Raw genomic sequence first — 25,860 nt, 5'->3', positions numbered from 1 at the left:
GGAAAAAACTATGTTGAGCAAAGAACGTGAATCTGCTGTAGTGGAACTGTGCCAAAAACTTATTCGCCAGCGGAGCTACTCCGGCGAAGAGCAGGGGGTAGTTCAGGTTCTGCAGGAGAATATGGAGGCCTTGGGCTTTGACGAAGTCACTGTAGATCGTTATGGCAACATTATTGGCTGTATCAAGGGCAAGCGGCCGGGCAAAAAGCTATTATTTGACGGACACATAGACACCGTGCCTGCCACCAATGCGGCCGAATGGCAGCATCCCCCTTTCGCAGCTGAAATTCACGATGGCAAGATTTATGGGCGCGGTACCAGCGACATGAAGGGCGCTGTTGCCGCCATGATCTGTGCTACCGCCAACTTCGCGCAGGACACCAACAAAGACTTTGCCGGTGAAATCTATGTGGCTGGCGTGGTACATGAAGAATGCTTTGAAGGTGTGGCTGCCCGCGAAATCAGCAAATTGGTGCAGCCCGACTATGTCGTCATCGGCGAAGCCAGCCAGTTGAACCTCAAGATTGGCCAGCGCGGCCGTGCCGAAATTGTCATTGAAACCTTTGGCATTCCTTGCCACAGCGCCAACCCTGAAAAGGGCGTTAATGCAGTGTACAAGATGGCCAAGGTGATCGATGCCATCCGCACTCTTGTGCCGCCCCATCATTCCGTGCTGGGGGACGGTATTTTGGAACTTACCGACATCAAGAGCAGTCCTTACCCCGGTGCTTCAGTTGTTCCGGAATACTGCCGTGCCACCTATGACCGCCGTTTGCTGGTAGGCGAAACCAAGGAGAGTGTTTTGGTTCCTATTCAGCAGCTTCTTAACCAGTTGATGGCACAAGATCCGGAACTGAAGGTAACGGCCAGCTATGCCGTTGGTGTTGAAAAATGTCATACCGGCAACGAGATTGAGGGCGAACGGTTCTTCCCCGGCTGGCTGTATGAAGAAAATTCTGATTTTGTGCAGAGTGTCTTTAACCAACTGAAAGAGATGGGTTACCATCCTTCTATTACCCAGTACAATTTCTGCACTAACGGCAGCCATTATGCAGGTGAAGCGGGCATCAAAACCTTTGGCCTGGGTCCTTCCAAAGAAAATCTGGCGCACACTGTGGACGAACATATCGAAATTGATCAGCTTACCAAGGTGACCGACTGTTACTATGGCATCATGCAGGCACTGCTGAAATAGAATTATAAATTTGAAAGGAGCAAAGGCCATGTTTGATTTAATCATTAAAAATGGCAAGGTTGTGTCTCCCGCATCCACGGTGGCATGCGACGTCGCTATAAAAGACGGCAAAATCGCCGCACTGGGCCATTTTAACGCCAGTGAAGCGGCTTCGGTTGTAGATGCGACAGGCAAGTATGTGATGCCCGGTGTGATTGAGGCGCACATGCATTGTCAGGCACCATTTCAGGGATGTCTTGGCGCCAATACCTTTTTTGAGCAAAGTATTTCAGGGGCATTTGGCGGTGTGACGACCTTTATGGATTTTGCCAACATGAGCCGCGGGCAGTCTCCCTATACACAGGCATTGGCACGGGCGGAGGAAATGAGTGAATCCGCCATTGACTATAGCGTGCATGGCAAATTTGTTGAGTCAACCCCTGAGGCCATTGCGGATATTGAAAAAATGGCTGATGCTGGTATGCCAACCTTTAAGATGTTTATGACGTATAAAAAAGAAGGCGTCATGAGTGACGATGAAACCATGTTGAAGGTATTTCAGAAGGCCAAAGAAGTTGGCGGTCTGCCCATGGTGCATTGTGAGAGCAACGCCATTGCGGAAAGCAACATTGAAAAATGCAGACAAGCCGGCGACATGAGCTGGGTCAATTTTGCCAAATGCAAGCCGGTGCTTTGCGAAGCAGAGGCATTTGCCCGGGCAGTTTATTTTACCGAATATATCGGCAATGGGTTGATTGTTGTTCATACAACTAATGGTGAGGCTTTGGACACTGCGCGGCGTGCCCAAGCTAAGGATCTTCCTCTTTACGTGGAAACCGGCCCGCATTACCTGACCTTGTTTGATGATCTCTACCAAGGCGAAAACGGCCATTTGGCGATTTGCTCGCCGCCGCTGCGCACCCCCGAAGAGGCGGAAGATCTCTGGCAGGGCCTTAAGGACGGTACCATTCTTTTGACCGGCTCAGACGACTGTACCTTTGACATTGATGAAAAATCTATGTTTTTGGAGAAAAACCCAGACGGCACCTGGAAACAGGATTTTACCAAAGTGGTGAACGGTTTAAGCGGGCTGGAAATCCGGCTCCCCATCCTGCTGAGCGAGGGGGTCAACAAGGGCAGGATTTCCATTAATAAGCTTTGTGCTCTTACCAGCACTAACATTGCCAAGGTATATGGCTGCTATCCTCAAAAGGGCATTATCGCCCCCGGTTCGGACGCGGACATTGTGCTGGTTGACTTGGACAAAGAAGTGGTACTAAGCAAAGAGGTTTTGCACAATAACATCAGCTACTGTCTGCATGAAGGCATGAAGGTTATAGGCTACCCGGTAATGACCATTGCCAAGGGTAAGATTATTGTGGAAAATGGTCAGTTCAAAGGTGAAAAGGGCGCCGGCAGGTTCCTTAAGAGAAAGATTGATCCCCAATATCTGGCCCACTATAGCCTGGACTAAGTTGAACGAAGGAACGGGAGGAACTATTTATGACAACAAACAGTAATGAGGCCCTGCGTAACAGCGAGTTGTTGCCTACCACGGACGATCAGCGCACTATGTCTCTGGCAGATTACATTATTCTTTGGGCAGGTATGACGATTAACGTGGTTGCCTTCAGCCTTGGCGCGCAATATTACGACGGCGGACGCGGACTGTCGCCGTGGACCATGATTTTTGTGATGACCATCGGTTACGGTCTGGTTACTGCCTTAACTGCCATGGTGGGCGATATCGGCACTAAATATGGGGTTCCCTTTGCCGCGTATACCCGTGCTCCCTTTGGCTATAAGGGTTCCTATGTGGCAGGACTGATTCGGGCTATCCCCGGCATGTATTGGTTTGGTTTTCTAACCTGGGTTGGGGCGGCAGCGATTAACCAGATGATGGGAATTATTTTCCCCGGGTTTAGCAATTTAACCCTGATGATTATTCTTTTTGCCGCTATCCAGATTTTTAACACCATGTATGGACTCAAAGCGATGGCCAAATTTGATTGGGTCGCCATTCCCTGCTTGGCCATTATGTTTGGTGCTATTCTGGTGGTTTCTCTGCAAAAATATAATATTACACTGCCAGATATTATGGCAACGCCTGCCGAAGGCAGATATTCCTTGGCCTATGCCATTGCGGGTATTGCCGGCGGCTGGATTACCATGTCGCTGAACGGCAGCGACCTTAGTCGTCAGATTAAGCGTGTGGATGGATATGAGAAGAAAGGCTTTTTTGCCCGCAACCAGCGCTCGATCATCGGACAGGTAATAGGCTTGATGCTGGTAGGCATCGGAACCATGCTGGTTGGTGTTGTGACGGGCATTACCTCCGGTTACTGGGATTTGAATCAAGTTGTTCCCGACCTTTTCCAGAGCAAAGTAGTCCTAATTTTCAGCTTTCTGGTCATTATGTTTGCCCAGTGGTCCACCAATACGGCGGCCAACCTTTTGCCCCCCACTCTGGTGCTGCTCAATATCTTCCCGAAGCTTAAATATTGGATGAGCGCGGTAATTTGCGGCGTACTATCTGTGGGCATGATGCCCTGGAAACTGCAAAGCCAGGGAGGTTTCTTGGTCATGGTACAGGCCTGGATTTCCCAGATGCTTGGGCCCATTATCGGTATTTTATTGGTAGACTATTTCCTCATTCGCAAGTGCAAACTGAATGTAAGGGATCTGTATGTGGCAGACGGTCAATACAAGTATACCAACGGGTTTAATATAAGTGCGCTGGTTACCATCGTGGTGTCCTTCGGCGTTGGTCTGCTGTGCGGTGATTATGCCTTCTTTGCGGGTCTGGGCTGCAGCGTGGTTCTGTATTATGTCCTGATGAAGACATTTACCCTCAAAAAATATGATCAGCGTGTTGGTGAGGAAATTCTTTTTGATCCGGCGAAGGATTAAGTTGATAGAAAAGTGGAGGCGTTAACGAATCCATGAAAATTCTCATTCAAAACGGATTGGTTGTAGACGGCAGTGGTGCTGCGGCTTATCAGGCAGACGTACTGCTGGACGGTGACCGCATTGCCGCTATCGGCACAGGCCTTGTAGCGGAAGGTGCCCTGGTTATCGACGCAACCGGTCTGGTGGTGGCCCCCGGCTTTATTGACACACACAGCCACAGCGACTTGCAAATTTTAATTAACCCCGAGGTAGCCCCGAAGGTGCTGCAGGGCATCACCACGGAAATTCTGGGGCAGGACGGTATTTCTCTGGCTCCCCTGCCCGTGGAGTACATCGGCCCTTGGCGCAAAAATCTCGCCGGTTTGGATGGTGACAGCGACGACATCAACTGGGAATTCAAAAACACCGCAGGTTACCTCAAACTGATTGAAGAAGTGGGGCCCGGGTTGAACGAGTGCTATCTGGTCCCACATGGCAATATCCGCATGGAAGCTATGGGTCTGGAAAACCGCCTGCCCAATGATGAAGAATTGGAAAAGATGTGCCAAATCACCCGCCGTGAGATGGAGGCCGGTGCCATCGGCCTTTCCACCGGCCTGATCTACATGCCCTGCGCCTATTCGGAATCCAAAGAGATTATTGAAATGTGTAAGGTCGTTGCGGCATACGATGGTATCTTCGTCATTCACCAGCGCAGTGAAGCCGATACCATTCTGGAGTCAATGGAAGAAGTCATCCAGATTGGACGTAAATCGGGGGTTAAGATTCACTATTCCCACTTCAAGGTTTGTGGCAAGAAAAACTGGGATAAGATTGAAAAGGTTGTTGAATTGCTGGAAAAAGCCCAAAGAGAAGGCATTCGTGTCAGCTTTGACCAGTACCCCTATGTGGCAGGCAGCACCATGCTGGGCGTGATCCTTCCTCCTTGGGTACATGACGGTGGCACCGATAAGGTTCTGGAGCGCCTGGCCGATCCTAAGCTGCGAAAAAAAATGATCCATGATATTGAACATGGCATCCCCGGTTGGGACAACTTCGTAGAATTTGCCGGACTGGACCAGATCTTCATTACCAGTGTAAAAACCGGCAAAAACCAAGACGCAGTCGGGCTTAATCTGGTTCAGCTGGGCCAGTTGCGCGGCAAAGATCCCTATGATGCTACCTTCGATCTGCTGCTGCAAGAGGAAAATGCCGTTGGCATGGTAGACTTCTACGGCACCGAAGAGCATGTTCAACTCTTTATGAAGCGCCCCGAAATGAACGCCTGCACCGACGGTCTGTTAGGAGGCAAGCCTCATCCCCGTGTATTTGGCGCCTTCCCCCGCATTCTTGGCAAGTATGTACGGGAAGAAAAGACCTTCAGCTTAGAAGAAGCCGTTTACAAGATGACCAAGAAGCCTGCCACTACCTTTACGATTGTAAACCGTGGCGAGCTTCGTGAAGGTTACTTTGCCGATATCACCATCTTTAACCCGGAAACGGTCATTGACAAGGGTACCTATACCGAACCGGTGCAGTATCCTGAAGGCATTGAATATGTAATCATCAATGGCTCATTGACCGTAGCTCAAGGTAAGCATACGGGCAACCGCAGCGGCAAGGTGCTTCGCAAAAAGGGTACAGAGGTCAGATAGAAAACCGTTCCTGTGCTCCGGACAAGTTTGGAGTACAGAGTAAGAAGTGATGGAGGAGATAACTATGAAGGAGATTAAAACGTCTAATGCCCCCGGCGCCATTGGCCCCTATTCGCAAGGGTTCATCAGCAATGGTATGGTGTATACCTCCGGCCAGATCCCGGTAAATCCCGCCAACGGCGAAGTACCTGAAGGCATTTCAGCGCAAGCAGAACAGAGCTGCCAAAACGTGGGTGCTCTGTTGGAGGCTGCTGGCAGCGGCTTTGCAAACGTCGTCAAAACAACCTGCTTTTTGGCGGATATGGCCGACTTTGCAGCCTTTAACGAAGTATACGCGCGGTATTTTATCTCGAAGCCTGCCCGCAGCTGCGTTGCTGTAAAGGAGTTGCCCAAAGGCGTACTTTGCGAAATTGAAGCAATTGCCGAGCTGTAAGAAATCATCATTGCTTACTAGATAATCCCTTACTGCAGGGTACTTGTTCCTATAACCTTTAGCTTTGTCAACAACCTAAGGGGAGTGGTGTAAAACTATTTTTACATCTCTCCCTTTTTGCCATTTGCCAGGGAAAAGATAACCATAACCATTGGCCGTCGGCCTTCGGTCAATTCACAACATCGATTAATGGGAACGCCCCCTTTTTATATAGATCGCCCTAGGAAGTATTGTATACCCCACAAGCCTAGACAGTTTTTAAATTTCATACATTATGGTAATGCTATCAATGCATACTAATGATAGTGTTTAAATAATACCAAGGAGTGACTCTGATGAACCCACATTTTTACAATAATGACCCGGGAGTGCCCTATAACCCTAATACGGTAAATCCCAACCCGCTGCAACCACCGACTTCACCCCCCAACCTGCCCGGAGCCAACCCAAATCCTGCCGCAGCTCCGAAAAGGGTAACGGGTCAGGCCAAAGGAACACTGGAAAATATCAAGGAACTGGGAACCCCTACGATGCCGGAAACGATAAAGAGTAACATTCATTGTGTTACCATTGTTGGGCAAATAGAAGGCCATATTATTCTGCCCCAGCAAAACAAGACCACGAAATATGAGCATATTATTCCACAATTAGTGGGCATTGAGCAGGACGATAGTATAGAAGGGGTATTACTGATCTTAAATACCGTTGGCGGAGATGTGGAGGCCGGTTTGGCCATTGCCGAAGTGGTAGCCACCATGACCAAGCCCACCGTTACCCTGGTGTTAGGTGGTGGACATAGCATTGGTGTACCCATTGCAGTTTCCGGTAATCGTAGTTTCATTGCACCCACAGCTTCCATGACCATTCATCCCATTCGCTTAAATGGATTGGTTATTGGGGTTCCCCAGACCTATGACTATCTGGACAAAATGCAAGATCGTGTTATTCGCTTTGTCACTGAACATTCTAGGGTTTCCGATCAACAATTCCGTGAGTTGATGTTCCGTACCGGGGAACTAGCAAGGGATATTGGCACAGTAGTGATTGGTAAAGATGCCGTTGAATACGGTTTGATCGATGAGGTAGGGGGCATTGGCCAGGCTCTCTGTAAACTGAAGCAACTTATCGAGGAACGTAAAGGTCAAGAGAGGTGTATGCTACAGTGATTTTATGGACACCAATGCTACCGGAACAAGTATTACAAGGCCTGGATGACAATGTATATCCTAATTACGAGGCTGGAGAGGTGGCAGGTATTCCTGTTTTACTGGAAAAGGTGGAGAATGGTCAGAAAAGAGTGGTGCGCATCAATAGTACAGACCCTGCCCATTTCCTAAAACAGGAGGTATATCCGGGGTTACTTACATAATAGAAACAAAAGTGGCTGTTGTACAATTAAACTGATGTTGGCGACCTGTGGTCGTCCGCTATTTTGATACAGCACTTTGTAGCCCTGCAGGTAGTTCATTCGGACAAACGAAGTTCGCCTCTACTACAAAAAAGAGTGTCGCAGTAGTTTTGCGACACTCTCTCTGTTTAGCGGGAATAATAGGGTTGTCCGCCGCCAACATAAATGGACTGACTTTGCAGATTCGGGTTGGTAAAGCTTTGCTGATAGTTATTTAACCCTTGCGGTGTTTGAATACCTTGATACTGTGCCATTTGGTGCATAGGACCCATGCTTTGCTGCTGTTCCATCATAAGTTTTTGCGTGTCACCTTGTACCTGGCCAATCATTTGCTGATCTGCCATCATGGGTTGATACCAGCCACGTTGGTGGGCAAGGTCGAAGGCTTGTTTTTGCTCAGCAAAGGTACGGTTGAGCAATTGCATATAATCCTGTCTAAGTTGTTCATCGGCACACTCTAAAATTTTTCCAGTCAGACAGGTAGCACTCCATTTTAGCTGATTAATAACCGCCAGACATAAATTTTTATCGGTTACTTGATCCTGATACATTTGATGACCTCCTGTCTTAGATTATTGAATGGGGGCAATGTTGGTGTGCTGTGCCAGTTTTTGCAAACAATCCATACGGCTATGGGCTAAATTTTGGCATAATTGACCGAATTGCGGATCTGTGCATTCTCGGGCAAAATGATTGAACTGCCCTACCAAGGTGCTTTCCAACATCAGATGTGACTGTAAGTCGATAAGTTCCCTGGCGGTAATTTTGCCGGTAGCATGTGGCATAAGGTGAAACCTCCTTTTAAATGTGACATTCATAGTTAATATGTTACTATTTCAAGGCTTTATACATGGACAGGTATCCAATAAAAGGATTTTGGAAATTTCTGTAGTATATAGTAAGGGGAGGTGCCCGACTTGGATTTACTAAAAAAATTAAGGGATGATTTAAAATATGAAATATTCGGCATTATTCTTCTCTCCATTGCAGTTCTGGGGCTGATTAGTTTTGCCGATACACCGCTGGGAGCCATTGGTGGTTTTGTAGGACGGGTGCTGAAGAGTTTGTTTGGAACCCTGGGTGGGGTTGTGTTAATGATATTTCTGGGTCTCTTTGGCATAAAACTCATCATAGATCGGAGTAAGACCCCCGTAAATATCAAGGCTTACGGGGCAGTTCTGTTGTTTTTTATTACCCTTATCGTCTTAAGCTTAATGGTTCCATTACAATCAACCTTTCTTGAAATACTAATGACGGTTACAGATCAGGCAACAGCCAGTCGAGGAGGCGGCCTGGTTGGTTCCTTATTAGCCTTTTTGCTTTTGCAATCCTTTGGTAGTGTCGGTACTTATATTTTGTTATGCTCTACCGGAGTGGTGGCAATTTTGTTAATGACCAATGTTTCTATGGCAGTACTGGCACAGAAAACAACCAGTCGAGCTAAAGAATGTTTTTCCGGCACCGGCAAGCGTCTCAACGATTTTTTATTTACGGAAGTGGAGGAACTTGAACTCGACAAATCAAAGAACCTGACTAAAATATCGCCGGTTATTATCAATAGTGATGCGGAAGACCTGCCATTTACTGCTGCGGACACGTCCTTTGATGAGATTCAGGAAAAGAACAATTTAGAGGAAACTGGCCCCATTAATTTAACCTTTAATTTCAAAACTACTAAAAAGGAAAATACCCAGTTGACTTCGACTCAGGATTTTGAAGAAGAGAAATCTACTTCCTACTCACAGTTATCTTTGAATGATGTATCTAATTTTAAATTGCCACCCCTGACATTGCTTGCAAAACCCATAAAAAACACAAAAAATATATCTACGGCTAAAGATATTACAGACAATATTGCTAAATTAGAGGAAACCCTAGAGAATTTTGGTATTAAAGCAAAGGTTACCCAAGTTTCCCGAGGACCCGCTATTACCAGGTATGAAATTCAGCCGCCGGCAGGTGTTAAAGTAAGCCGGATTGTCAGTCTGGCGGATGATATAGCCCTGTCCATGGCAGCACCTGATGTGCGAATTGAAGCTCCGATTCCCGGCAAAGCTGCGGTAGGGATAGAAGTTCCTAACCGGGAAATCTCCATGGTGCATATCCGAGATCTTCTGGAATCGCAAGAGTTTATCTCGGCTCCCTCTCGTTTAACCGTAGCACTGGGAAAAGATATAGCTGGCACACCTATCATGGCAGACCTTACCAAAATGCCACACTTACTCATTGCTGGAGCAACTGGTGCGGGAAAAAGTGTTTGTATTAATACGTTGATTTCTTCGATTCTTTTTAAGTCGACACCGGATGAAGTTAAGTTCTTAATGATTGATCCGAAAATGGTAGAATTAGCTACCTATAATGGTATTCCCCACCTGGTGTCCCCAGTGGTTACCAACCCTAAAAAGGCTGCTACCACCTTGCGGTGGGCAGTGCGGGAAATGGAAAGACGTTACGAATTATTTGCTAAGGCCGGCGTACGAGATATTACCAGGTATAATGGGTTGTTTAATGAAAAGGAACCTGGGGTGGGACAAAGCAAATTGCCGTTAATGGTGGTAATCATCGATGAGTTAGCTGACTTAATGATGGTAGCACCTGCAGATGTGGAGGATGCCATCTGTCGCTTAGCTCAAATGGCCCGGGCGGCAGGAATCCACTTAGTGGTAGCAACCCAGCGACCCTCGGTAGATGTTATCACCGGTTTGATTAAAGCGAACATACCATCAAGGGTTTCCTTTGCAGTATCTTCCCAAGTTGATTCACGAACCATCTTGGATATGGCTGGTGCAGAGAAATTATTAGGGAAAGGGGATATGTTATTCTTTCCCGTAGGCGCTTCTAAGCCGCTCCGGGTACAAGGGGCTTTCCTGTCTGACCGAGAAGTAGAAGATTTGGTAACTTTTTTAAAGAAACAAGCGGAACCTACTTATGATGATACCGTTGCCAAAGAGGAACCCAAGGAACAGGAAGAACAGGAAGCAGAGGATGAACTTTTACCAGAAGCGGTAAGAATCTTGATTGAAACAGGTCATGCGTCTATTTCCATGCTGCAGCGGCGGTTACACATTGGCTATGCCCGAGCTGCCCGCTTAATTGATATTATGGAAAAGAAAGGAATTGTCGGTGGCTATGAAGGAAGTAAGCCCAGAGCAATTTTAATGACTATGGAACAATATTTGCAAACCTTTAAAGGTAAAATGAGTTGATTATTCTACTATATAAATGGTCAAACTTACATAAGTTGACCATTTTTGTCGATTCATGCTATACTGGCGGTGCTATGGGTTTAGTAATATTGAAGAAAAACATAAAATATGCAAGAATTTGACCGTACAAGGCGCGAAATCATAATCATAATGATATCGATTTTGCTCAAAGCCCAGCAGGAAAATGAAGACAAGTCGAGAATAGAAGGCAGCAAGGAAGTCTATTATGGAAAAAATTATATCAATAGAAGATGCATTAAAACTAACAAATGTACGTATTGTGGACGTTCGTTCGGAAGCAGAATTTGCAGAGGGTTCCATACCCGGTGCTGTAAACATACCGCTTTTTAATAACGAAGAGAGAGCCCAAGTAGGTACCACTTATAAACAAATAGGGACCGAAGAAGCAAAATACTTGGGTTTAGAAATCGCTGGTCCTAAATTATCAGCATTATACAATAAAATAAGTAGTCTGGGTCAAGATAAAGATATTGTTCTATACTGTTGGCGTGGTGGGATGCGCAGTAAATATACCACCTCAATTTTAAATATGCTTGGACTTAAGGCTGCAAGAATACAGGGTGGTTATAAAGCCTATCGGCGTCTTATCAATCGTTATCTAGACAAACCAAGTATTCCGCATAAAAGTATTGTGTTACATGGTTTGACCGGAGTCGGGAAGACACTTATCTTGAAAAAACTACAACATCTTGGTTTGCCGGTGCTGGACCTGGAGGGAATTGCCAGGCATCGTGGTTCGGCTTACGGAAAAATTGGTTTGCCAGCCTCTCCCAGTCAAAAGGATTTTGAAGCTAACATTGTCGAAATTTTATCTGGTGCGGAAAGAAAAGGTATTATTCTGGTGGAGTGTGAAAGCCGTCGGGTGGGCAAACTAATTGTGCCTCCAGCGGTTATGGATTCCATGACTAAGGGATATCGTATCTTGCTTTATGCATCTATGCAGAAACGGGTAGAACGTATTATTGAGGATTATACCTCTGGTCCGGACTCCAATATTGAAAGCCTCCAGTATAGTACAAGCTTACTTAAAAAATCACTAGGCAATAAAATGGTGGAAGAATTAAATCAAAAAATAGCAGAAAAAAGATTTACAGAGGTAATTCCGCATTTGTTGGTTCATTACTATGATCCCCTTTATAAGTATCCAGACGAACCTAGTGATAATTATAACCTATCTGTAAATTGTGATGACCTGGATAGGGCAACTGCGACGATAAATGAGTGGATAAGGTTATTGCCGGAATATGGTAAACCTGTGGACAATGGAGGTGAAGATGATGCCAATAGGGGAAACTCTGAAGAATGCGCGGATGAAGAAAGAGTATACTTTTGAGTACTTGGAAGAAGCCACAAAGATTAGAGCTAAGTACCTCAAGGCGTTAGAAGAGGATCAATTTGATGTCTTGCCGGGTCCGGTTTATGCTAAGGCTTTCCTAAGAACCTATGCTAAGTATCTGGAACTGGACACAGAAGACATTATGATGGAATATAATTTGATGGCTAATAATGCCCCGCCGCCGGTTGTTGTTGAGAGCAAGGAGATTGAACGGGAGCCCGTGGCAGGAGGCGGCAAGAAGTGGCGGTATCTGGCAGCAGGTGCTGCAGTGGTAGCCCTACTGGCCTTTAATGCCCTTTATAATACTGATAAGCGAGCGGAAGATAACAAACCGGATATTCCTCAAACGGTGCAACAGGAACCGGCAGGGCAATCGTCCACGCCGGAAAATAATAATACTCCAAAGGACACAGTACCTCAGCCAGTGCAAGGAGTACGAGTGGTGTTGAAGGTTAGTGACGATCCAAGCTGGATGCGAGTTGAGGCTGATGGCAATACAATCTTTAGCGGTACGTTAGAACCGGGACAAATGAAGGATTTTCAAGCAGAACAAAGGATCTTTTTGCATGTAGGAAATGCCGGAGCGGTGGAAGTAAGTGTAAATGGTAAGGATTTAGGACGCTTGGGAGCAGTGGGTAAGGTAGAGAAAAAAACCTTTACTGTGGGTGAGGAGCCTAATCTGACCCAAGGGTAGATAAAAAAGAGCCAGTGTGAAATGCACTGGCTTCTTAGTCTTGTTTAAGTTCTTTTTTACAATGCGGACAGTGTTCGGGATTTCCCTGGTAGAATTCACCGCACCAAGGACACTTTAGAGAAATGTTTGAGGTGACATCTCTGGGACCAGTGGGGTGAGAGCGACGGAATTTGTTTCTAAGGGTGCTTTGCATTAAATAAAAAGGGATTACTGCAGCGGGTACCAGGAATGTACCGATAGCCCAGCGAACACTGGATTCCCTGGTGTAGCCCTGTTTACGTGTATCCCAAAAGACCCAAATAGCCCCTAAAAGGCCCATAATAAGCCAAAGAATATGCATTATGAATCACCTCGGTAATTATTTTAACCCTATTATACCTGAAAAACCCGACCGGATGTTGGTCGGGTTTTTTCTAATAAATTTAAAAGTATAAAACCTTCTGATCTGCTTAAGGCAAACTAAAAATGATCCGACTGCGGTTCTTTCATTTGGGACATTTTGTCAGCCAAAGCGTGGTTTTCCGGGTAAGTATTACATTTGCCATCCATTGCCTTAAAAGCAAAAAAGCCTAGGGCTGCTAGGGAAGCAGCATGGACTACCCAAAAGCCTGTATTTGGATACCGCCAAGTGTTGTTTCGCATGATAATCGCCTACCTTTAGATGTGATTTGATGTTAGTTTACCTTAATTTAATTTTTTTACTCATAAGATTAAGTATCACTAAAATAAAAATACCCGGTACCCCGAGTATTTGCGAAAGCCATACAATTAACCTTTGCGTTTTTTCGGTTTTCGAATCATGCCAATGGCAAAAACAATAGCCCCCAAAATAATGAGCCAGGATTGTTGGGGGAAAAATATACTAAGACCAATCATTAGGAAGCCAGCACTACTTGCGTAGAACCGCCAGTTGAGATTTTTCATGCCAAACCACAACCCATCTTTTTTGGCTCAGTATATCATATTTACCTGGACAGGCCAAGATGCTTACCCTAAAGAGACTAAAGCAACAGCTTTAAACGGCGTCTTCCTCCGTGTCCATTGATACTCTATATTGATATTGGAAATTGATTGCCTCGGGGGAGAGATAGTCCACGATGTAACTGGCGATGGTTTCAAGGTCCAGGGAACCGTTAACGGCTAATTGGATCATTTTTACGTGTTTTTCCTCTAAGGGAACGGAATAATGATTATGCTCTAAAACCTGGTCTACCAGCATAGCCAACCATTCCAGGTTGATGATTTCTTCCAATGATAGTCTACGTACGGATAGCATCGGCATTCTCCTTTCACATTTTTGCTATCATATAAAAGATTGATTATAATTGCAATAATATTCACAAAAAACTTTTAAACGTTATTATTATCTCTCAGGTCTAAAAATAATAAACCCACTTCAATGGAAGCGGGCTTTTCAGGTGGGAAAGATTACCTAAAAGAATCTATAAAAACCTCTTCATTTTGAAAAACAAGGTATTTTCCGGCTACTTCTCGATAGTGGTAGAGCGGTTTGGCCATTTTTCTTGCCCAATAGGCACAGTGTTTAGTGCCGCCGGTAATCAAGCCATGGGGTGGAAAGGTGGCTACGACCAGAACCTTATGGGCTAGCAGAGCTTGTGTTTTATTTCTGGCGACAAAGGACCATTTGACAGCCGATTGATCCGGTTTAAATTGGCTGACAATACAACCTCCACCGTCCAAGATTCTTGTATATAGTGGCAAATTCTCTGGGGGGTAGACAGGTGCTGCCAACCCGAAGGGAACCACGGCAATGGTTAAGCCACCTTCATCGAGGCAGCCTAGATGGGCTGCCGTATCAATTCCAGTGGCTAGGCCGGATAAAACGACGAGCCCCTTTTTTGCCGCTTGTCGGGCCAGTTCATAGGCCATGGTACAGTCCCGCCGGTGCTGCTGCATTTCTTCACTGCTATCATCACAGCTGGGCCGACGTGGACCAATAATAGCAATAATCTTTTGTTCTATAGGGAATTCGCCAAGATAATGTAACATGTCATTTGCCTCCTAGTTAATTATAGCAAAATGATGTAAAATTTTTGACAACATTAACCATTATGGTATAATTTATTGTTATATGAGTTAATCCAAGGGAGGATTGTGAAAATGGCAAAAGAAAACAGTTTTGATATAGTTAGTCGGGTGGACATGCAGGAGATACTAAATGCTGTGCATCAAGCGGAGAAAGAAATCGAAGGCAGATTCGATTTTAAAGGTAGTAAAAGTAAAATTGTCTTTGATGGGAAACCGGAGATCACTTTACATAGTGATGATGATTTTAAATTAAAAAACGTCATTGATATTTTAGAAGGAAAACTCGTGAAACGTGGGGTAAATTTAAAAGCTCTACGCTATGGTAAAATCGAATCAGCAGCTGGGGATACCGTTCGTCAGGTAGTTACTTTAGTACAAGGTATTGAGCAGGATATTGCCAAAAAAATTGTTAAAGCCATTAAAGATAGTAAAGTGAAAGTTCAGGCTTCGGTACAAGGAGATCAGGTAAGGGTGTCCGGGAAAAACCGAGACGATTTGCAGTCGGCCATGGCTGTAGTAAAAGGAATGGATTTAAATATACCTATAGAATTTACGAATTATAGAACTTTTTAAGGTACGATACACATACGGGTCATGACAAATAATTCCCTTTTATTTTTTCTAGACATGAATCATAGGCTGTTTTATACTAATTAAAAATATTGTTATACGAAAGGGTGCGCCATGCCAACAGTAGGATTGATCAGTTTAGGCTGCCCGAAAAACCTGGTAGATTCCGAAGTTATGCTGGGCATGCTACGGGATGCCAATTTTCAGATAACCCATCAGGAAGCTGATGCAGAGATACTAATTGTTAATACTTGTGGTTTTATTGAATCAGCCAAGGAAGAATCCATTCGGCACATCTTTGAACTGGCTCAACAAAAGGAAACCGGTAAATGCCAGGCTTTAATTGTCACTGGTTGTTTAGCCCAACGTTACCACAAAGAGTTGCTGGAGGAAATACCGGAAATTGATGCCTTGGTGGGACCGGGCCAAATCAGCAGTATCGTGGAGATTATTCAAAGCTCTCTGGTTGATAAGCAAAGAAAGTCTCACATTAATGAACCCCTTTACATTTATGATGAACATGCACCACGACTTTTGAGTACTCCTTCTTATACCGCTTACGTAAAAATTGCGGAAGGCTGCGACAATCGTTGTGCTTATTGTGCCATCCCTGATATCCGAGGTGCTTTTCGCAGTAGACCACTGGAATCGGTGGAAGCAGAAGTTAGGAAACTAGTTGGACAGGGTGTCAAGGAAATTATCTTAATAGCCCAGGATACCACTCGATATGGCCTGGACTTGTATGGTGAATATCGATTAGCGGAACTTCTCAAAAGACTTGGTCCCATTGAAGGACTAAAGTGGATACGCCTGTTGTATTGCTACCCGAATCGTTTTACCAAGGAGCTTATTGAAGTAATTTCTCAAACGCCTAATGTTTGCAGATATATTGATTTGCCTATGCAGCACGGGGCAGATGGGATATTAAAAGCCATGAAACGTCCGGTAAATCAGCAGCAAGCCCGGGAGCTAATAGAAGAATTACGACGTGAGATACCGGGTATTGTTATCCGCACTTCCTTTATTGTAGGTTTTCCCGGAGAAACCGAACAGGAATTTGCTGAGCTCTTAAAGTTTATGGAAGAAGTCCAATTTGATCGGGCCGGGGTGTTTACCTATTCTCAGGAAGAGGGAACCCCTGCTGCAGAAATGGCAGATCAGATTCCTGAGGAAATTAAGAAGGAACGTTATCATCGCGCCATGGTTTTGCAAAGGGAGATTTCTCTTCGGCGTAATCAACAGCGTATTGGTGAAAAGGTAGAAGTTTTAGTAGAAGAAGTAATCGATGCTGCTAAGATGGTTTATGCCGGCCGTTCCGTCTATGACGCCCCCGAAATCGATGGCACTGTGGAATTTACCAGCCCAAGAAATCTGCAGCCGGGTGACTTGGTTATTGTAAAAATTAACAGGGCCTTGGAGTATGATTTGATGGGAGAGTTGGCCCAATGAACTTGCCCAACCGGTTGACATTGGCCAGGATGTTTTTAATACCTGTTTTTCTGGCAGTTGTCACATTAAAAATTAAATATGGAGATATTATTGCTGCGGGTGTGTTTGTGTTAGCTGCCAGTACTGATGGCTTGGATGGCTATTTTGCCAGGAAGAATAAACAAGTAACTACCTTGGGCAAGTTTATGGATCCCCTGGCAGATAAGCTATTGGTATCCTCTGCTCTGATTGTTTTGGTAGAGTTAGGAAAAATTTCTGCTTGGGTGGCAGTTATTATTATTGGCCGGGAGTTTATGGTTACGGGGTTAAGAGCCATTGCTGCCACTGAAGGAGTAGTGATATCTGCCAGCACCCTAGGTAAATGGAAAACGGTAACACAAATTGTAGCCATTGTGGCGATGTTTTTACATAATCTTACCTTTCAACTGCTTGGTGTTGAGATAGGCAGGGCGGCCATGGCCGTGGCTGTATTCTTTACCATCTGGTCCGGTGCAGACTATATCTCTAAAGGTTGGCATTTATTAAAAAAAGGTGAGTATTAAAAATCAGGAAGTCGTTTCGACATCCTGATTTTTTTTGTATTTGCATTCTTAGGTCATAACCTAAAGGTCACAAGCAAGCAGGTAAGTAAGCCAAGTTTTTCTATTTTTTATTTCCATTTGTTTCATAAAGAATCGTATATACGATCATGGTATAATGATATAGCGTTTGATCAGTACTAAACCTGGAAAGGATGATGGCCATGCAGTGGAGCGGCCTTAAGCTGCCAATTGTTTTGTTAGCTTTTGTTTTTGGACTGGCTATTGCCTTTGGGGGCCAGTGGGCCTATCAAGAATATAACTTTCAACAGCCGTTAAACAAAGCTTTGGCCGAAGACAAACTGGTGGAAGAGTTTAAAATTGACCAGGGTAAACCTGTGGCAATGGTTAAAATTAAATTAGTGAAAGACACAAAAAACTTAATGTCAGCCTATCAAGAACTGCAAGAGCTAATCAATCAAGTAATGGGTAAAAAACTCTTTCAATTGGAATTGATTAGCCAATCAGATGCTTCTTTGGAAGAGGTTTTTTATGATAGTCACCACGTAATTTATCAGGCTCAGGTTACGGGCAATTTTCCCGAGGTTGCCGCAAGGGTAGAGCAAGCCGCCCATAAACAAGGGGCCGAGAGCAAGGTCTATGTGGATCAAAATAATATCTATATTCAGTTAACGAAAAAAGATGGTCATTACCTGCATAAAGTAATTCCCAGACAGGATTTTGCTGAGTTGACTTCCCAAGGAGGTGGCAAAATTGCTCAAGGAAATTAGTTTGGGTTTACTGGCAGCATTACTGGTCTTTGGTCTTGTGGCAGGGTATGATTTAACACCACTTCTCTTCTTGGCCATCTTTGGTGGAGCCCTTTATTATCTGGCCAACACGAAAGGTATGGTGAAGTCTGGTTTTGGTAATTCATCCCCTATACCGAGAAAACAAGAAATTAACTTTGACGATATTGGTGGACAAGGTTCTGCTATTAAAGAACTGAAAGAAGCATTGGATTTTATCAGGAACCATCAAAAAATTCAAAACTTAGGTATTCGCCCTTTAAAAGGAATTCTCATGACGGGGCCTCCAGGTACCGGAAAAACCTTAATGGCTAGGGCTGCTGCCAGCTATACTGATTCGGTATTTGTATCCGCCAGCGGTTCTGATTTCGTGGAAATGTACGCGGGTGTTGGTGCCCAGCGGGTACGTAAGTTGTTTCAAAGTGCACGAGAAACTGCCAATAAACAAAAGAAAAGAAGTGCCATTATCTTTATTGATGAGATTGAGGTATTGGCTACTAAACGAGGCTCTAACTCCAGCCATATGGAGTATGACCAAACTCTCAATGCTTTGTTGGTGGAGATGGATGGATTGAAAGTGGATGATAATGTCCGACTTTTAATTATGGCGGCTACCAACCGTGTGGATATGATGGACCCAGCATTGTTGCGACCGGGACGTTTTGACCGTCAGGTAAAGGTGGATTTACCTGATAAAGTGGGTCGTTTTGAAATTTTAAAACTCCATACAAGAAATAAACCTTTGGCTGAAGATGTGGATCTTACGCAAATTGCTAAAGAAACCTTTGGCTTTTCTGGAGCTCATCTGGAAAGTTTAGCCAATGAAGCGGCTATTTTGGCTATGCGGGAAGAAGAAAAACAAATCTATTATCGCCATTTTCATGAGGCCATTGATAAAGTAATTATGGGTGAAAAGCTGGATCGCCGCCCCAACCCGGAAGAATTGAAGCGGGTGGCAGTTCACGAAATTGGTCATGCTCTGATTAGTGAATTGGTTCGGCCAGGATCAGTATCTACTTTAACAGTTACATCCAGGGGTGGTGCCCTTGGCTATATGAGGCAGAACCCGGAAGATGACATCTATTTATACACCAGAGACTATTTGGAAAACCAGATTTCCATCATGCTGGCCGGAGCGGTGGCTGAAGAGGTGGTATATAGCAATCGTAGTACGGGTGCTTCCAATGACTACGAAAAGGCTTTGCAAACCGCAGAAACCATCATTAAATCCGGTATGTCCAGACTAGGGGTGGTAAGTTTGGAGCATCTCCCCGGGGAGATGAAGCATACGGTGGTTTCGGAAATTATCAATGGACAAGAAGAGCGTGTTGTAGAGTATATGAACAACCATAAAGAATTCTTGACTGTTACGATGGCCGTCTTGCTAGAAAAAGAAAAAATCTCTGGTGAAGAATTTAGAGCCTTACTGTCTGGTCAAAACGCTGCATAATTTGTGAAATAATGGAAATTATAAAAGAGACTAGTTAAATGGTCTCTTTTTTCTATTTTATGAAAGGGAAAACAATGGTATCGGCGAATAAAAATATATGGTAGCTATAAACCAGAAGTGAGGGTATTTATTGTGCAGGCAGAAATTATCTTTACAGGTACCGAATTGCTGGTTGGAGAGGTATTAAATTCCCATGCCCAATATTTAGGAAGGCGTCTAACGGATATGGGCATCGAAGTTATACAGCACACTACAGTGGGAGATTATTGGGGCCGTATGGGTCTGGTTCTGCTGCAGGCACTGGAACGAGCTGACCTTATCTTTATTACCGGTGGTTTGGGACCGACAATTGATGACTTAACAAAAGAAACAGTGGCAGAGGTATTAGAACTGGACATGAAGCTGGATGAAGCTTCATTGGTAGCCATTCGAGATCATTTTGCCAACCGGGGCATGGAAATGCCTGACAACAATACCAAACAGGCTTACTTTCCAGAAGGGGCCAGAATATTGCCCAACACCAGAGGAACTGCTCCGGGGGCAATTGTTGAGGAAGATAAAAAAGCGATCATTATCTTACCGGGACCCCCTTGGGAATTGGAAACCATGTTTGAAAAATCAGTGGTTTCTTACCTAAACAGCTTGCCTCACCGGGGAACCCTCTGTACTTCCAAGACATTTTACCTAACAGGCATTGGTGAAAGTACAGTCCAGGAAGTGATAGATGACCTATGTGGGATGGCCAATCCCGAAATTGCTTTCCTGGTACAACCGGGTGTTGTAGAAGTGCGGATAACCGGCCAGGGTGCTACCCTGGAAGAAGCGACTAATTTGGTGCATAATCTGTCAGACCAGGTGCGCCGCCGACTGTTTCAGTATATTTTTGCTGAAGACGATGAAAAGATTGAGCAAGTGGTAGGTCAACTCTTGCTGGATGCCGGTTTAACCATCGGTGTTGCTGAGTCCTGTACCGGTGGACTTCTAGAGGCCAGATTATCCGAAATACCCGGTGCTTCTCGTTACTTGATGGGTGGGATTGTAGCTTACAACAATCAGGTGAAGGAGAAGCTGTTACGAGTGCCCGCCGATATGTTGGCTCAATTTGGTGCAGTAAGTCGCCAAACAGCCATTGCTATGGCAGAGGGGGTACGTCGGGAATTGGGTTGCAGTATTGGTTTAGCTGTAACCGGTGTAGCTGGTCCCACTGTCAGTGAAGGGAAACCCGTAGGTTTGGTTTATATTGCTCTATCATCCCCAACGGGGATATGTTTTAGGGAATATCGCTTTCCCGGCGAACGAAAAGCCATTCGTAACGGCACTGTCAATGCCGCTTTGAAAATGGCGAAGCATTTTTTACAGGGAAAATAATTTTATATGGTGAAAGAAGGAACTGGATGAACCACGTTAAAACAACAAAATTATTTGGTGAACTAGAACTTAATCGCAGAATTGTCGAAGGACTCGTAGAAATGGGCTTTGAAGAGCCTACCCCCATTCAGCAGTTGGCTGTGCCGCAGGTATTAGAAGGGCATGATATTATTGGTCAGGCTCAGACTGGTACGGGTAAAACCGCGGCCTTTAGTATTCCCATAATTGAGAAATTGGATTTTAGGAACAGGGATGTTCAAACCCTAATTATTACCCCTACCAGGGAACTGGCTATTCAAGTCGCCGAAGAGATTGGTAAAATTGGCCGGTACTGTCGTATCAGGGTAGTGCCTATTTACGGCGGACAATCCATCGATCGCCAAATTAGAACCCTTCGTCAGGGAGTCCAGGTGGTGGTGGGAACTCCCGGCCGTCTGTTAGACCATTTGAGACGACATACTTTGAAAGTGGATCGGGTCAATATAGTGGTGCTGGATGAAGCCGATGAAATGCTAGATATGGGCTTTGTGGAGGATATTGAAGAGATTCTTCGCCATACTCCTTCGGAACGCCAGACGCTGCTTTTCTCTGCTACCATGCCTGAGGAGATAGTTAGATTATCTCGCCAATATATGACCAGTCCAAAATATGTAACGGTAAGTAAAACCAATCTAACATTACCCCAAATAGAGCAGGTATATTATGAAGTACCTGAAAAGTTTAAATTAGAGGCGCTGTGCAGGTTGTTGGACGTAACCGATATTAGCCAGGGAATTGTATTCTGCCGTACCAAGCGTGGTGTGGATGAATTGGTAGCAGGATTACAAACCAGGGGTTATACCGCTGCTCCCCTGCATGGTGATCTCAGTCAGCAGCAAAGAAATAGTGTGATGCGCCAGTTCCGTTCGGGGGATGCAGAACTGTTGGTAGCCACAGATGTGGCAGCCCGAGGGCTGGATATTGAGGGCGTTTCCCACGTAATCAACTATGATATTCCCCAAGACCCCGAATTTTACGTTCACCGGATAGGACGCACCGGACGGGCGGGCAGATCTGGGGTAGCTATTACCATTATCAATCCTCGGGAGTATCGCCAGCTTAGGTTGATTGAAAACATTACGAAAAGCAGAATTAAAAGAGAACATTTGCCCAGCGCAGCTGACGTAGTGGAGCGGCAAAAGGAAGGAATCAAAGATCGCTTGCTTAATCTTATGGAAGAAGGGAAATTAAGCTACTACCGTTCTATTGTGGATTCCTTGATCGATGAGTATGATGCCATGGATATTGCCGCCGCTGCCCTTAAGCTATCCCTGGATTTAGAACCCGAAAGAGATGAAGTGGAACTTAATAATGCTGTTGATTTTGGCAATACCGGAGCGAGACCGGGAATGGTTCGACTCTTCTTTACCCTGGGACGTAAGGATGGTACTTCTGTTACCGAAATTATTAAGTTGATGGCAGATGAATCCGGTATTCCCGGTAATAAGATTGGCAGTATTAATATTTATGATAATTTCAGTTTTGTGGAAGTACCCCAAGACTGGGCTAATTGCGTTATGAGCTGTCTGCATAGACAGCAGTTTAAAGGTCGCAGGCTGTTTGTAGAACCTGCCAGGGCCAGAAAATAATTCATCATGCAAATTAAAGGAATGGCGCAAAACTGTTATTTGCGCCATTCCCTTTTGTATCAGCTTTTTGGTATTTTTTAATTGACTGGTTGACCAAATGTGCCGTATAATGGTAGCAAATCGAACATATGTTTACCTTTGTGGAAGGAGTTTTTTCATGTCCGATAAACAACCCGATAAACAAAAAGCCCTTGAATTAGCCCTGGCAAACATTGAGAAAAGTTTTGGTAAAGGGTCTATTATGAAATTAGGGGAATCAACGAAACTGAACATCGAGGTCATTTCAACCGGCGCTTTATCGTTGGACATTGCCTTGGGAGTAGGTGGCCTGCCTCAGGGGCGGGTGATAGAGGTCTACGGACCGGAATCTTCGGGTAAAACCACCGTGGCTTTGCATGTAATTGCTGAGGCTCAGAAAAAAAACGGCATGGCCGCCTTTATTGATGCAGAACACGCCCTAGACCCAGTTTATGCCCGGCGGTTAGGTGTAGATACCGCAAACCTGTTAGTTTCACAACCGGACACAGGGGAGCAGGCCCTGGAAATATGCGAGGCACTGGTTCGCAGTGGCGCTCTTGATGTGGTGGTAGTGGATTCGGTGGCTGCGCTGGTTCCTCGGGCCGAAATTGAGGGGGAAATGGGTGACAGCCATGTGGGATTGCACGCCAGGCTGATGTCTCAGGCTCTGCGTAAGCTCACAGGTGTTGTTAGTAAGTCTAAAACCATCGTTATTTTCATTAACCAAATCCGGGAAAAAGTAGGAGTTATCTATGGGTCACCGGAAGTAACCACCGGGGGACGTGCTTTAAAGTTCTATGCTTCCGTTCGTATGGAGGTTCGTAAGAGTGAGAATATAAAGCAGGGTACCGATATTATCGGTAGCCGAACCAAAGTGAAAATTGTCAAAAACAAAGTGGCCCCTCCTTTTAAACTGGCAGAGTTTGACATTATGTATGGTACAGGTATTTCGAAAGAAGGAAGCCTCTTAGATGTAGCTACTGAATTAAAGATTGTCAATAAGAGTGGAGCCTGGTATTCCTATGGCGAGGAGAGATTGGGACAGGGCCGGGAGAATGCTAAAGAATTATTTAAAGAGCGGCCCGAGCTAGCTCAAGAAATTGAACGTCTAGTGCGGGAAAAACTAGCGCTTGGTAATGTTGAGCTGCCCTTCACCGAAGGATCTTCTGTAGAAAACGAGATCGAAGAAGATAGTATGTAGTACATCCAAAAAGCACTACGGCGCTAAAGAAACTTATAATTCTGGCGGCGTCTGATTACTGGTGCGAACCTTTAGTGCACATCAATTTCCTAGGAGGTTCGCACCGCAGGAATATAAAGGCCTGAGCGCTTTTATTTCCCGAATGTGTCTATAAAAGACCCCTTAAAAAATAGGGTTCGCAAAACAAAGCTGTAAAACGCTTTGTTATCAGGCATTCCAATATGCCGCTGTCGCACTCTGCAGGAGTGCGTGGATTTAAATAGGTGAACCTAGATGACTTATATGAGATTGCTCACGTCGCACTCTGCAGGAGTGCGTGGATTTAAATCTCGTCGATGATATCAGCCATATCGCCTAACACGAGTCGCACTCTGCAGGAGTGCGTGGATTTAAATTGAATAATACCTCCAGGAAAATCCCGTGAGTTCGGTCGCACTCTGCAGGAGTGCGTGGATTTAAATTTTTTGACATCGTAAACCGAAGGAAGGTGGTGATGTCGCACTCTGCAGGAGTGCGTGGATTTAAATGGGCTTACATGGAGCTTAGAGCTGTACCAACAAGGTCGCACTCTGCAGGAGTGCGTGGATTTAAATAAAGAAGAAGAACGCCAGCGAGTCAGAAGAACCCGTCGCACTCTGCAGGAGTGCGTGGATTTAAATCGAGGGTTAAGGGTAGGACGCTGGTTAACTTGCTTGTCGCACTCTGCAGGAGTGCGTGGATTTAAATTGGCTGGATAGATGCTATAATTCCTACAGCAAACGGTCGCACTCTGCAGGAGTGCGTGGATTTAAATTCTGTTAGTACCAGCAGTCATTACTTCATCTAACGTCGCACTCTGCAGGAGTGCGTGGATTTAAATCATATGGCATCATACAAGTCTTGCTTATATCTGTGTCGCACTCTGCAGGAGTGCGTGGATTTAAATTGTATTTTTGGAGAGACTGGGACGATTCGATCTTTACCGTCGCACTCTGCAGGAGTGCGTGGATTTAAATCCTCCGTAACCATATATTACTTCATGATGTTGTCGTCGCACTCTGCAGGAGTGCGTGGATTTAAATTTATTAACCTTAGATGGCATTCACTACATAAAGGTGTCGCACTCTGCAGGAGTGGACCACCTTTTGAGGACAAAACATTCTGGATGACACAAAAGGCGATGGCAGAATTATTTGACGTTCAAGTTCCGGCAATTGCAAAGAACTTAAAAAACATCTATGACGGAAGAACTTGATTGCGAATCAACTGTTTCCAAAAAGGAAATATTTCAAAGTGAAGGAAGCCATAATTTAAGCGCAAGGTTGATTTTTTCAACCTTGATGTCACCATTACAGTTGGCTATCGGGTCAATTCCAAGAAGGCTACCCACTTTCACCAGAGGGCGACATAGAGCTTTCCCGCCTAAATCGCATCGTAACAATGTTCATCGACTACACTGGGTTGATGGTTGAGGATGAGGTTCTGATGAGCATGGCAGATTGGCTGAAGGAAACTGACATTTCTTGCAAGCAACCGCCTCAAGGTGCTTGAGGGAAAAGGAGGGTTTCCCACAAAGATGCTATCAAGAAAGAGAAGGTATTTACGAGTACTTCCGTAATAAGTTAAAAGCCTAGAAAGCCTTTAAAAATTGTAGTGAACCAGGAAAAATAGACATTGAAAGAAAAAGCCTCCAGTCGTAGGATAGAAACTACGATTGGAGGTTTTAGCGTGTCAGGAAAAAAAGGGATGCCACGATACAGCGAGGAAACAAAGGAAACCGTGATTAGGGCATATAGACAAGGAGTTAGCATTAATTCTCTGAGTAAAACTTATGGAATCAGCAGATATGCGATTCAAAGCTGGTGTGGATTGCGCAAAGAGGTGGAACTTCGTCATGCAGCTCCGCTGCCGAAAGGTCGTCCTAAAATGAAGCCGGAAACGCAGGCGCAAATCATAAAGCGCTTGACCATGGAAAATGAATTACTGCGAAATTTTCTCTCAGCCG

The 25,860-nt window shown here is 45.0% G+C and carries 26 protein-coding genes, 1 pseudogene and 1 CRISPR repeat array; of the genes and pseudogenes, 20 read left to right on the top strand and 7 right to left on the bottom strand.

All coding sequences use genetic code 11. The annotated features are described in order from the left end of the window. Window positions 1–10: 10 nt before the first annotated feature. From BUA78_RS12555 to BUA78_RS12525, 7 genes are all read left to right on the top strand, one after another. Window positions 11–1,195, top strand: a complete 1,185-nt coding sequence (locus tag BUA78_RS12555) for a YgeY family selenium metabolism-linked hydrolase (protein ID WP_072915062.1) — start codon at window positions 11–13, stop codon at window positions 1,193–1,195. A gap of 28 nt (window positions 1,196–1,223) precedes the next feature. After that, the gene (gene hydA / locus BUA78_RS12550; RefSeq protein ID WP_072915060.1) at window positions 1,224–2,648 is read left to right on the top strand and encodes a dihydropyrimidinase; all 1,425 of its coding nucleotides are present in this window, start codon (window positions 1,224–1,226) and stop codon (window positions 2,646–2,648) included. Between the two features lie 29 nt (window positions 2,649–2,677). Continuing rightward, entirely contained in the window at window positions 2,678–4,084 is a 1,407-nt protein-coding gene (locus BUA78_RS12545; RefSeq protein ID WP_072915057.1) for a cytosine permease, read from the top strand. A 32-nt stretch (window positions 4,085–4,116) separates the two neighbouring features. Beyond that, on the top strand, window positions 4,117–5,718 hold the full coding sequence (locus BUA78_RS12540; protein ID WP_072915056.1) for an N-acyl-D-amino-acid deacylase family protein: 1,602 nt from the start codon (window positions 4,117–4,119) through the stop codon (window positions 5,716–5,718). Window positions 5,719–5,782: 64 nt separating this feature from the next. Beyond that, window positions 5,783–6,151, top strand: coding sequence for a RidA family protein (locus tag BUA78_RS12535; protein ID WP_072915053.1), 369 nt, complete (start codon window positions 5,783–5,785; stop codon window positions 6,149–6,151). 335 nt (window positions 6,152–6,486) lie between these two features. After that, window positions 6,487–7,317, top strand: coding sequence for a ClpP family protease (locus BUA78_RS12530; protein ID WP_072915052.1), 831 nt, complete (start codon window positions 6,487–6,489; stop codon window positions 7,315–7,317). Continuing rightward, window positions 7,314–7,520 (top strand): YlzJ-like family protein, encoded by a 207-nt coding sequence (locus tag BUA78_RS12525; protein ID WP_072915051.1) that lies wholly within the window; start codon window positions 7,314–7,316, stop codon window positions 7,518–7,520. Before BUA78_RS12530 ends, BUA78_RS12525 begins: the two co-directional genes overlap by 4 nt. Before the next feature lie 167 nt (window positions 7,521–7,687). Here BUA78_RS12525 and BUA78_RS12520 read toward each other — a convergent pair whose 3' ends face one another. Both BUA78_RS12520 and BUA78_RS12515 read right to left on the bottom strand, forming a co-directional pair. Further along, window positions 7,688–8,110 carry a spore coat protein gene (locus tag BUA78_RS12520; RefSeq protein WP_072915049.1) on the bottom strand — a complete coding sequence of 141 codons (423 nt, stop codon included), beginning with the start codon at window positions 8,108–8,110 and terminating at the stop codon, window positions 7,688–7,690. Window positions 8,111–8,131: 21 nt separating this feature from the next. Beyond that, window positions 8,132–8,344 (bottom strand): hypothetical protein, encoded by a 213-nt coding sequence (locus BUA78_RS12515; protein WP_072915046.1) that lies wholly within the window; start codon window positions 8,342–8,344, stop codon window positions 8,132–8,134. A gap of 132 nt (window positions 8,345–8,476) precedes the next feature. Between BUA78_RS12515 and BUA78_RS12510 the strand changes: the two genes are divergently transcribed. From BUA78_RS12510 to BUA78_RS12500, 3 genes are all read left to right on the top strand, one after another. Further along, window positions 8,477–10,765: an FtsK/SpoIIIE family DNA translocase gene (locus BUA78_RS12510; RefSeq protein WP_072915044.1), complete on the top strand. Its 2,289-nt coding sequence runs from the start codon at window positions 8,477–8,479 to the stop codon at window positions 10,763–10,765. 226 nt (window positions 10,766–10,991) lie between these two features. Then, on the top strand, window positions 10,992–12,119 hold the full coding sequence (mnmH, locus tag BUA78_RS12505) for a tRNA 2-selenouridine(34) synthase MnmH (RefSeq protein WP_072915041.1): 1,128 nt from the start codon (window positions 10,992–10,994) through the stop codon (window positions 12,117–12,119). Further along, window positions 12,064–12,816, top strand: coding sequence for a helix-turn-helix domain-containing protein (locus tag BUA78_RS12500; RefSeq protein WP_072915038.1), 753 nt, complete (start codon window positions 12,064–12,066; stop codon window positions 12,814–12,816). Before mnmH ends, BUA78_RS12500 begins: the two co-directional genes overlap by 56 nt. A 34-nt stretch (window positions 12,817–12,850) precedes the next feature. Here the strand turns inward: BUA78_RS12500 and BUA78_RS12495 are convergent, their stop codons facing one another. From BUA78_RS12495 to BUA78_RS12480, 5 genes are all read right to left on the bottom strand, one after another. Continuing rightward, window positions 12,851–13,156 (bottom strand): hypothetical protein, encoded by a 306-nt coding sequence (locus BUA78_RS12495; protein ID WP_072915036.1) that lies wholly within the window; start codon window positions 13,154–13,156, stop codon window positions 12,851–12,853. A gap of 119 nt (window positions 13,157–13,275) precedes the next feature. Then, a complete protein-coding gene (locus tag BUA78_RS12490) occupies window positions 13,276–13,458 on the bottom strand; it encodes a hypothetical protein (protein WP_072915033.1) in 183 nt (60 codons plus the stop codon). A gap of 126 nt (window positions 13,459–13,584) precedes the next feature. Then, window positions 13,585–13,740: a hypothetical protein gene (locus BUA78_RS20260; protein WP_175549016.1), complete on the bottom strand. Its 156-nt coding sequence runs from the start codon at window positions 13,738–13,740 to the stop codon at window positions 13,585–13,587. Window positions 13,741–13,831: 91 nt separating this feature from the next. Continuing rightward, a complete protein-coding gene (locus BUA78_RS12485; RefSeq protein ID WP_072915031.1) occupies window positions 13,832–14,092 on the bottom strand; it encodes a hypothetical protein in 261 nt (86 codons plus the stop codon). 152 nt (window positions 14,093–14,244) lie between these two features. After that, a complete protein-coding gene (locus BUA78_RS12480) occupies window positions 14,245–14,826 on the bottom strand; it encodes a DNA-processing protein DprA (RefSeq protein ID WP_072915028.1) in 582 nt (193 codons plus the stop codon). 111 nt (window positions 14,827–14,937) lie between these two features. On the opposite strand from BUA78_RS12480, the gene BUA78_RS12475 reads away from it, so the two are divergent. The 10 genes and pseudogenes from BUA78_RS12475 to BUA78_RS12430 all read left to right on the top strand — a co-directional run. Further along, window positions 14,938–15,438 carry a YajQ family cyclic di-GMP-binding protein gene (locus BUA78_RS12475; protein WP_072915025.1) on the top strand — a complete coding sequence of 167 codons (501 nt, stop codon included), beginning with the start codon at window positions 14,938–14,940 and terminating at the stop codon, window positions 15,436–15,438. Window positions 15,439–15,549: 111 nt separating this feature from the next. Beyond that, a complete protein-coding gene (gene rimO, locus BUA78_RS12470) occupies window positions 15,550–16,884 on the top strand; it encodes a 30S ribosomal protein S12 methylthiotransferase RimO (RefSeq protein WP_072915022.1) in 1,335 nt (444 codons plus the stop codon). Further along, window positions 16,881–17,426 (top strand): CDP-diacylglycerol--glycerol-3-phosphate 3-phosphatidyltransferase, encoded by a 546-nt coding sequence (gene pgsA / locus BUA78_RS12465; RefSeq protein WP_072915020.1) that lies wholly within the window; start codon window positions 16,881–16,883, stop codon window positions 17,424–17,426. The genes rimO and pgsA overlap by 4 nt, the downstream gene beginning before the upstream one ends. 200 nt (window positions 17,427–17,626) lie before the next feature. Beyond that, window positions 17,627–18,193, top strand: a complete 567-nt coding sequence (locus BUA78_RS12460) for a hypothetical protein (RefSeq protein ID WP_072915017.1) — start codon at window positions 17,627–17,629, stop codon at window positions 18,191–18,193. Next, window positions 18,177–19,661, top strand: a complete 1,485-nt coding sequence (locus tag BUA78_RS12455) for an AAA family ATPase (RefSeq protein ID WP_072915013.1) — start codon at window positions 18,177–18,179, stop codon at window positions 19,659–19,661. The genes BUA78_RS12460 and BUA78_RS12455 overlap by 17 nt, the downstream gene beginning before the upstream one ends. 132 nt (window positions 19,662–19,793) lie before the next feature. Continuing rightward, the gene (locus BUA78_RS12450) at window positions 19,794–21,029 is read left to right on the top strand and encodes a competence/damage-inducible protein A (RefSeq protein ID WP_072915010.1); all 1,236 of its coding nucleotides are present in this window, start codon (window positions 19,794–19,796) and stop codon (window positions 21,027–21,029) included. Between the two features lie 26 nt (window positions 21,030–21,055). After that, complete coding sequence (locus tag BUA78_RS12445; protein ID WP_072915008.1) at window positions 21,056–22,657, top strand: DEAD/DEAH box helicase; 1,602 nt, start codon at window positions 21,056–21,058, stop codon at window positions 22,655–22,657. A 157-nt stretch (window positions 22,658–22,814) separates the two neighbouring features. Continuing rightward, on the top strand, window positions 22,815–23,876 hold the full coding sequence (recA, locus tag BUA78_RS12440) for a recombinase RecA (RefSeq protein WP_072915005.1): 1,062 nt from the start codon (window positions 22,815–22,817) through the stop codon (window positions 23,874–23,876). A gap of 229 nt (window positions 23,877–24,105) precedes the next feature. Further along, window positions 24,106–24,937: direct repeats of the CRISPR family, unit length 32 nt; unit sequence GTCGCACTCTGCAGGAGTGCGTGGATTTAAAT. Between the two features lie 242 nt (window positions 24,938–25,179). Next, window positions 25,180–25,266 (top strand): annotated as a pseudogene (locus BUA78_RS21080) (phosphoribosylaminoimidazolesuccinocarboxamide synthase); the annotation flags it as partial. A gap of 317 nt (window positions 25,267–25,583) precedes the next feature. Next, the coding region (locus BUA78_RS12430; RefSeq protein ID WP_139257370.1) for a transposase at window positions 25,584–25,860 on the top strand (277 nt) is incomplete at its 3' end.

The organism is Desulforamulus aeronauticus DSM 10349 (genome assembly GCF_900142375.1).
Lineage (GTDB): Bacteria > Bacillota > Desulfotomaculia > Desulfotomaculales > Desulfotomaculaceae > Desulfotomaculum > Desulfotomaculum aeronauticum.
The sequence above is the reverse complement of the archived record's forward strand: the minus strand, read 5'-3'. Positions and strand labels throughout refer to the sequence as shown.

Coding starts and splice junctions, on each gene's coding strand:
- BUA78_RS20260 (WP_175549016.1), bottom strand. CDS start 13,740: ATGAAAAATCTCAACTGGCGGTTCTACGCAAGTAGTGCTGGCTTCCTA.
- recA (WP_072915005.1), top strand. CDS start 22,815: ATGTCCGATAAACAACCCGATAAACAAAAAGCCCTTGAATTAGCCCTG.
- BUA78_RS12500 (WP_072915038.1), top strand. CDS start 12,064: ATGCCAATAGGGGAAACTCTGAAGAATGCGCGGATGAAGAAAGAGTAT.
- hydA (WP_072915060.1), top strand. CDS start 1,224: ATGTTTGATTTAATCATTAAAAATGGCAAGGTTGTGTCTCCCGCATCC.
- BUA78_RS12485 (WP_072915031.1), bottom strand. CDS start 14,092: ATGCTATCCGTACGTAGACTATCATTGGAAGAAATCATCAACCTGGAA.
- BUA78_RS12490 (WP_072915033.1), bottom strand. CDS start 13,458: ATGCGAAACAACACTTGGCGGTATCCAAATACAGGCTTTTGGGTAGTC.
- mnmH (WP_072915041.1), top strand. CDS start 10,992: ATGGAAAAAATTATATCAATAGAAGATGCATTAAAACTAACAAATGTA.
- pgsA (WP_072915020.1), top strand. CDS start 16,881: ATGAACTTGCCCAACCGGTTGACATTGGCCAGGATGTTTTTAATACCT.
- BUA78_RS12530 (WP_072915052.1), top strand. CDS start 6,487: ATGAACCCACATTTTTACAATAATGACCCGGGAGTGCCCTATAACCCT.
- BUA78_RS12475 (WP_072915025.1), top strand. CDS start 14,938: ATGGCAAAAGAAAACAGTTTTGATATAGTTAGTCGGGTGGACATGCAG.
- BUA78_RS12515 (WP_072915046.1), bottom strand. CDS start 8,344: ATGCCACATGCTACCGGCAAAATTACCGCCAGGGAACTTATCGACTTA.
- rimO (WP_072915022.1), top strand. CDS start 15,550: ATGCCAACAGTAGGATTGATCAGTTTAGGCTGCCCGAAAAACCTGGTA.
- BUA78_RS12520 (WP_072915049.1), bottom strand. CDS start 8,110: ATGTATCAGGATCAAGTAACCGATAAAAATTTATGTCTGGCGGTTATT.
- BUA78_RS12460 (WP_072915017.1), top strand. CDS start 17,627: ATGCAGTGGAGCGGCCTTAAGCTGCCAATTGTTTTGTTAGCTTTTGTT.
- BUA78_RS12545 (WP_072915057.1), top strand. CDS start 2,678: ATGACAACAAACAGTAATGAGGCCCTGCGTAACAGCGAGTTGTTGCCT.
- BUA78_RS12535 (WP_072915053.1), top strand. CDS start 5,783: ATGAAGGAGATTAAAACGTCTAATGCCCCCGGCGCCATTGGCCCCTAT.
- BUA78_RS12495 (WP_072915036.1), bottom strand. CDS start 13,156: ATGCATATTCTTTGGCTTATTATGGGCCTTTTAGGGGCTATTTGGGTC.
- BUA78_RS12555 (WP_072915062.1), top strand. CDS start 11: ATGTTGAGCAAAGAACGTGAATCTGCTGTAGTGGAACTGTGCCAAAAA.
- BUA78_RS12540 (WP_072915056.1), top strand. CDS start 4,117: ATGAAAATTCTCATTCAAAACGGATTGGTTGTAGACGGCAGTGGTGCT.
- BUA78_RS12480 (WP_072915028.1), bottom strand. CDS start 14,826: ATGTTACATTATCTTGGCGAATTCCCTATAGAACAAAAGATTATTGCT.
- BUA78_RS12445 (WP_072915008.1), top strand. CDS start 21,056: ATGAACCACGTTAAAACAACAAAATTATTTGGTGAACTAGAACTTAAT.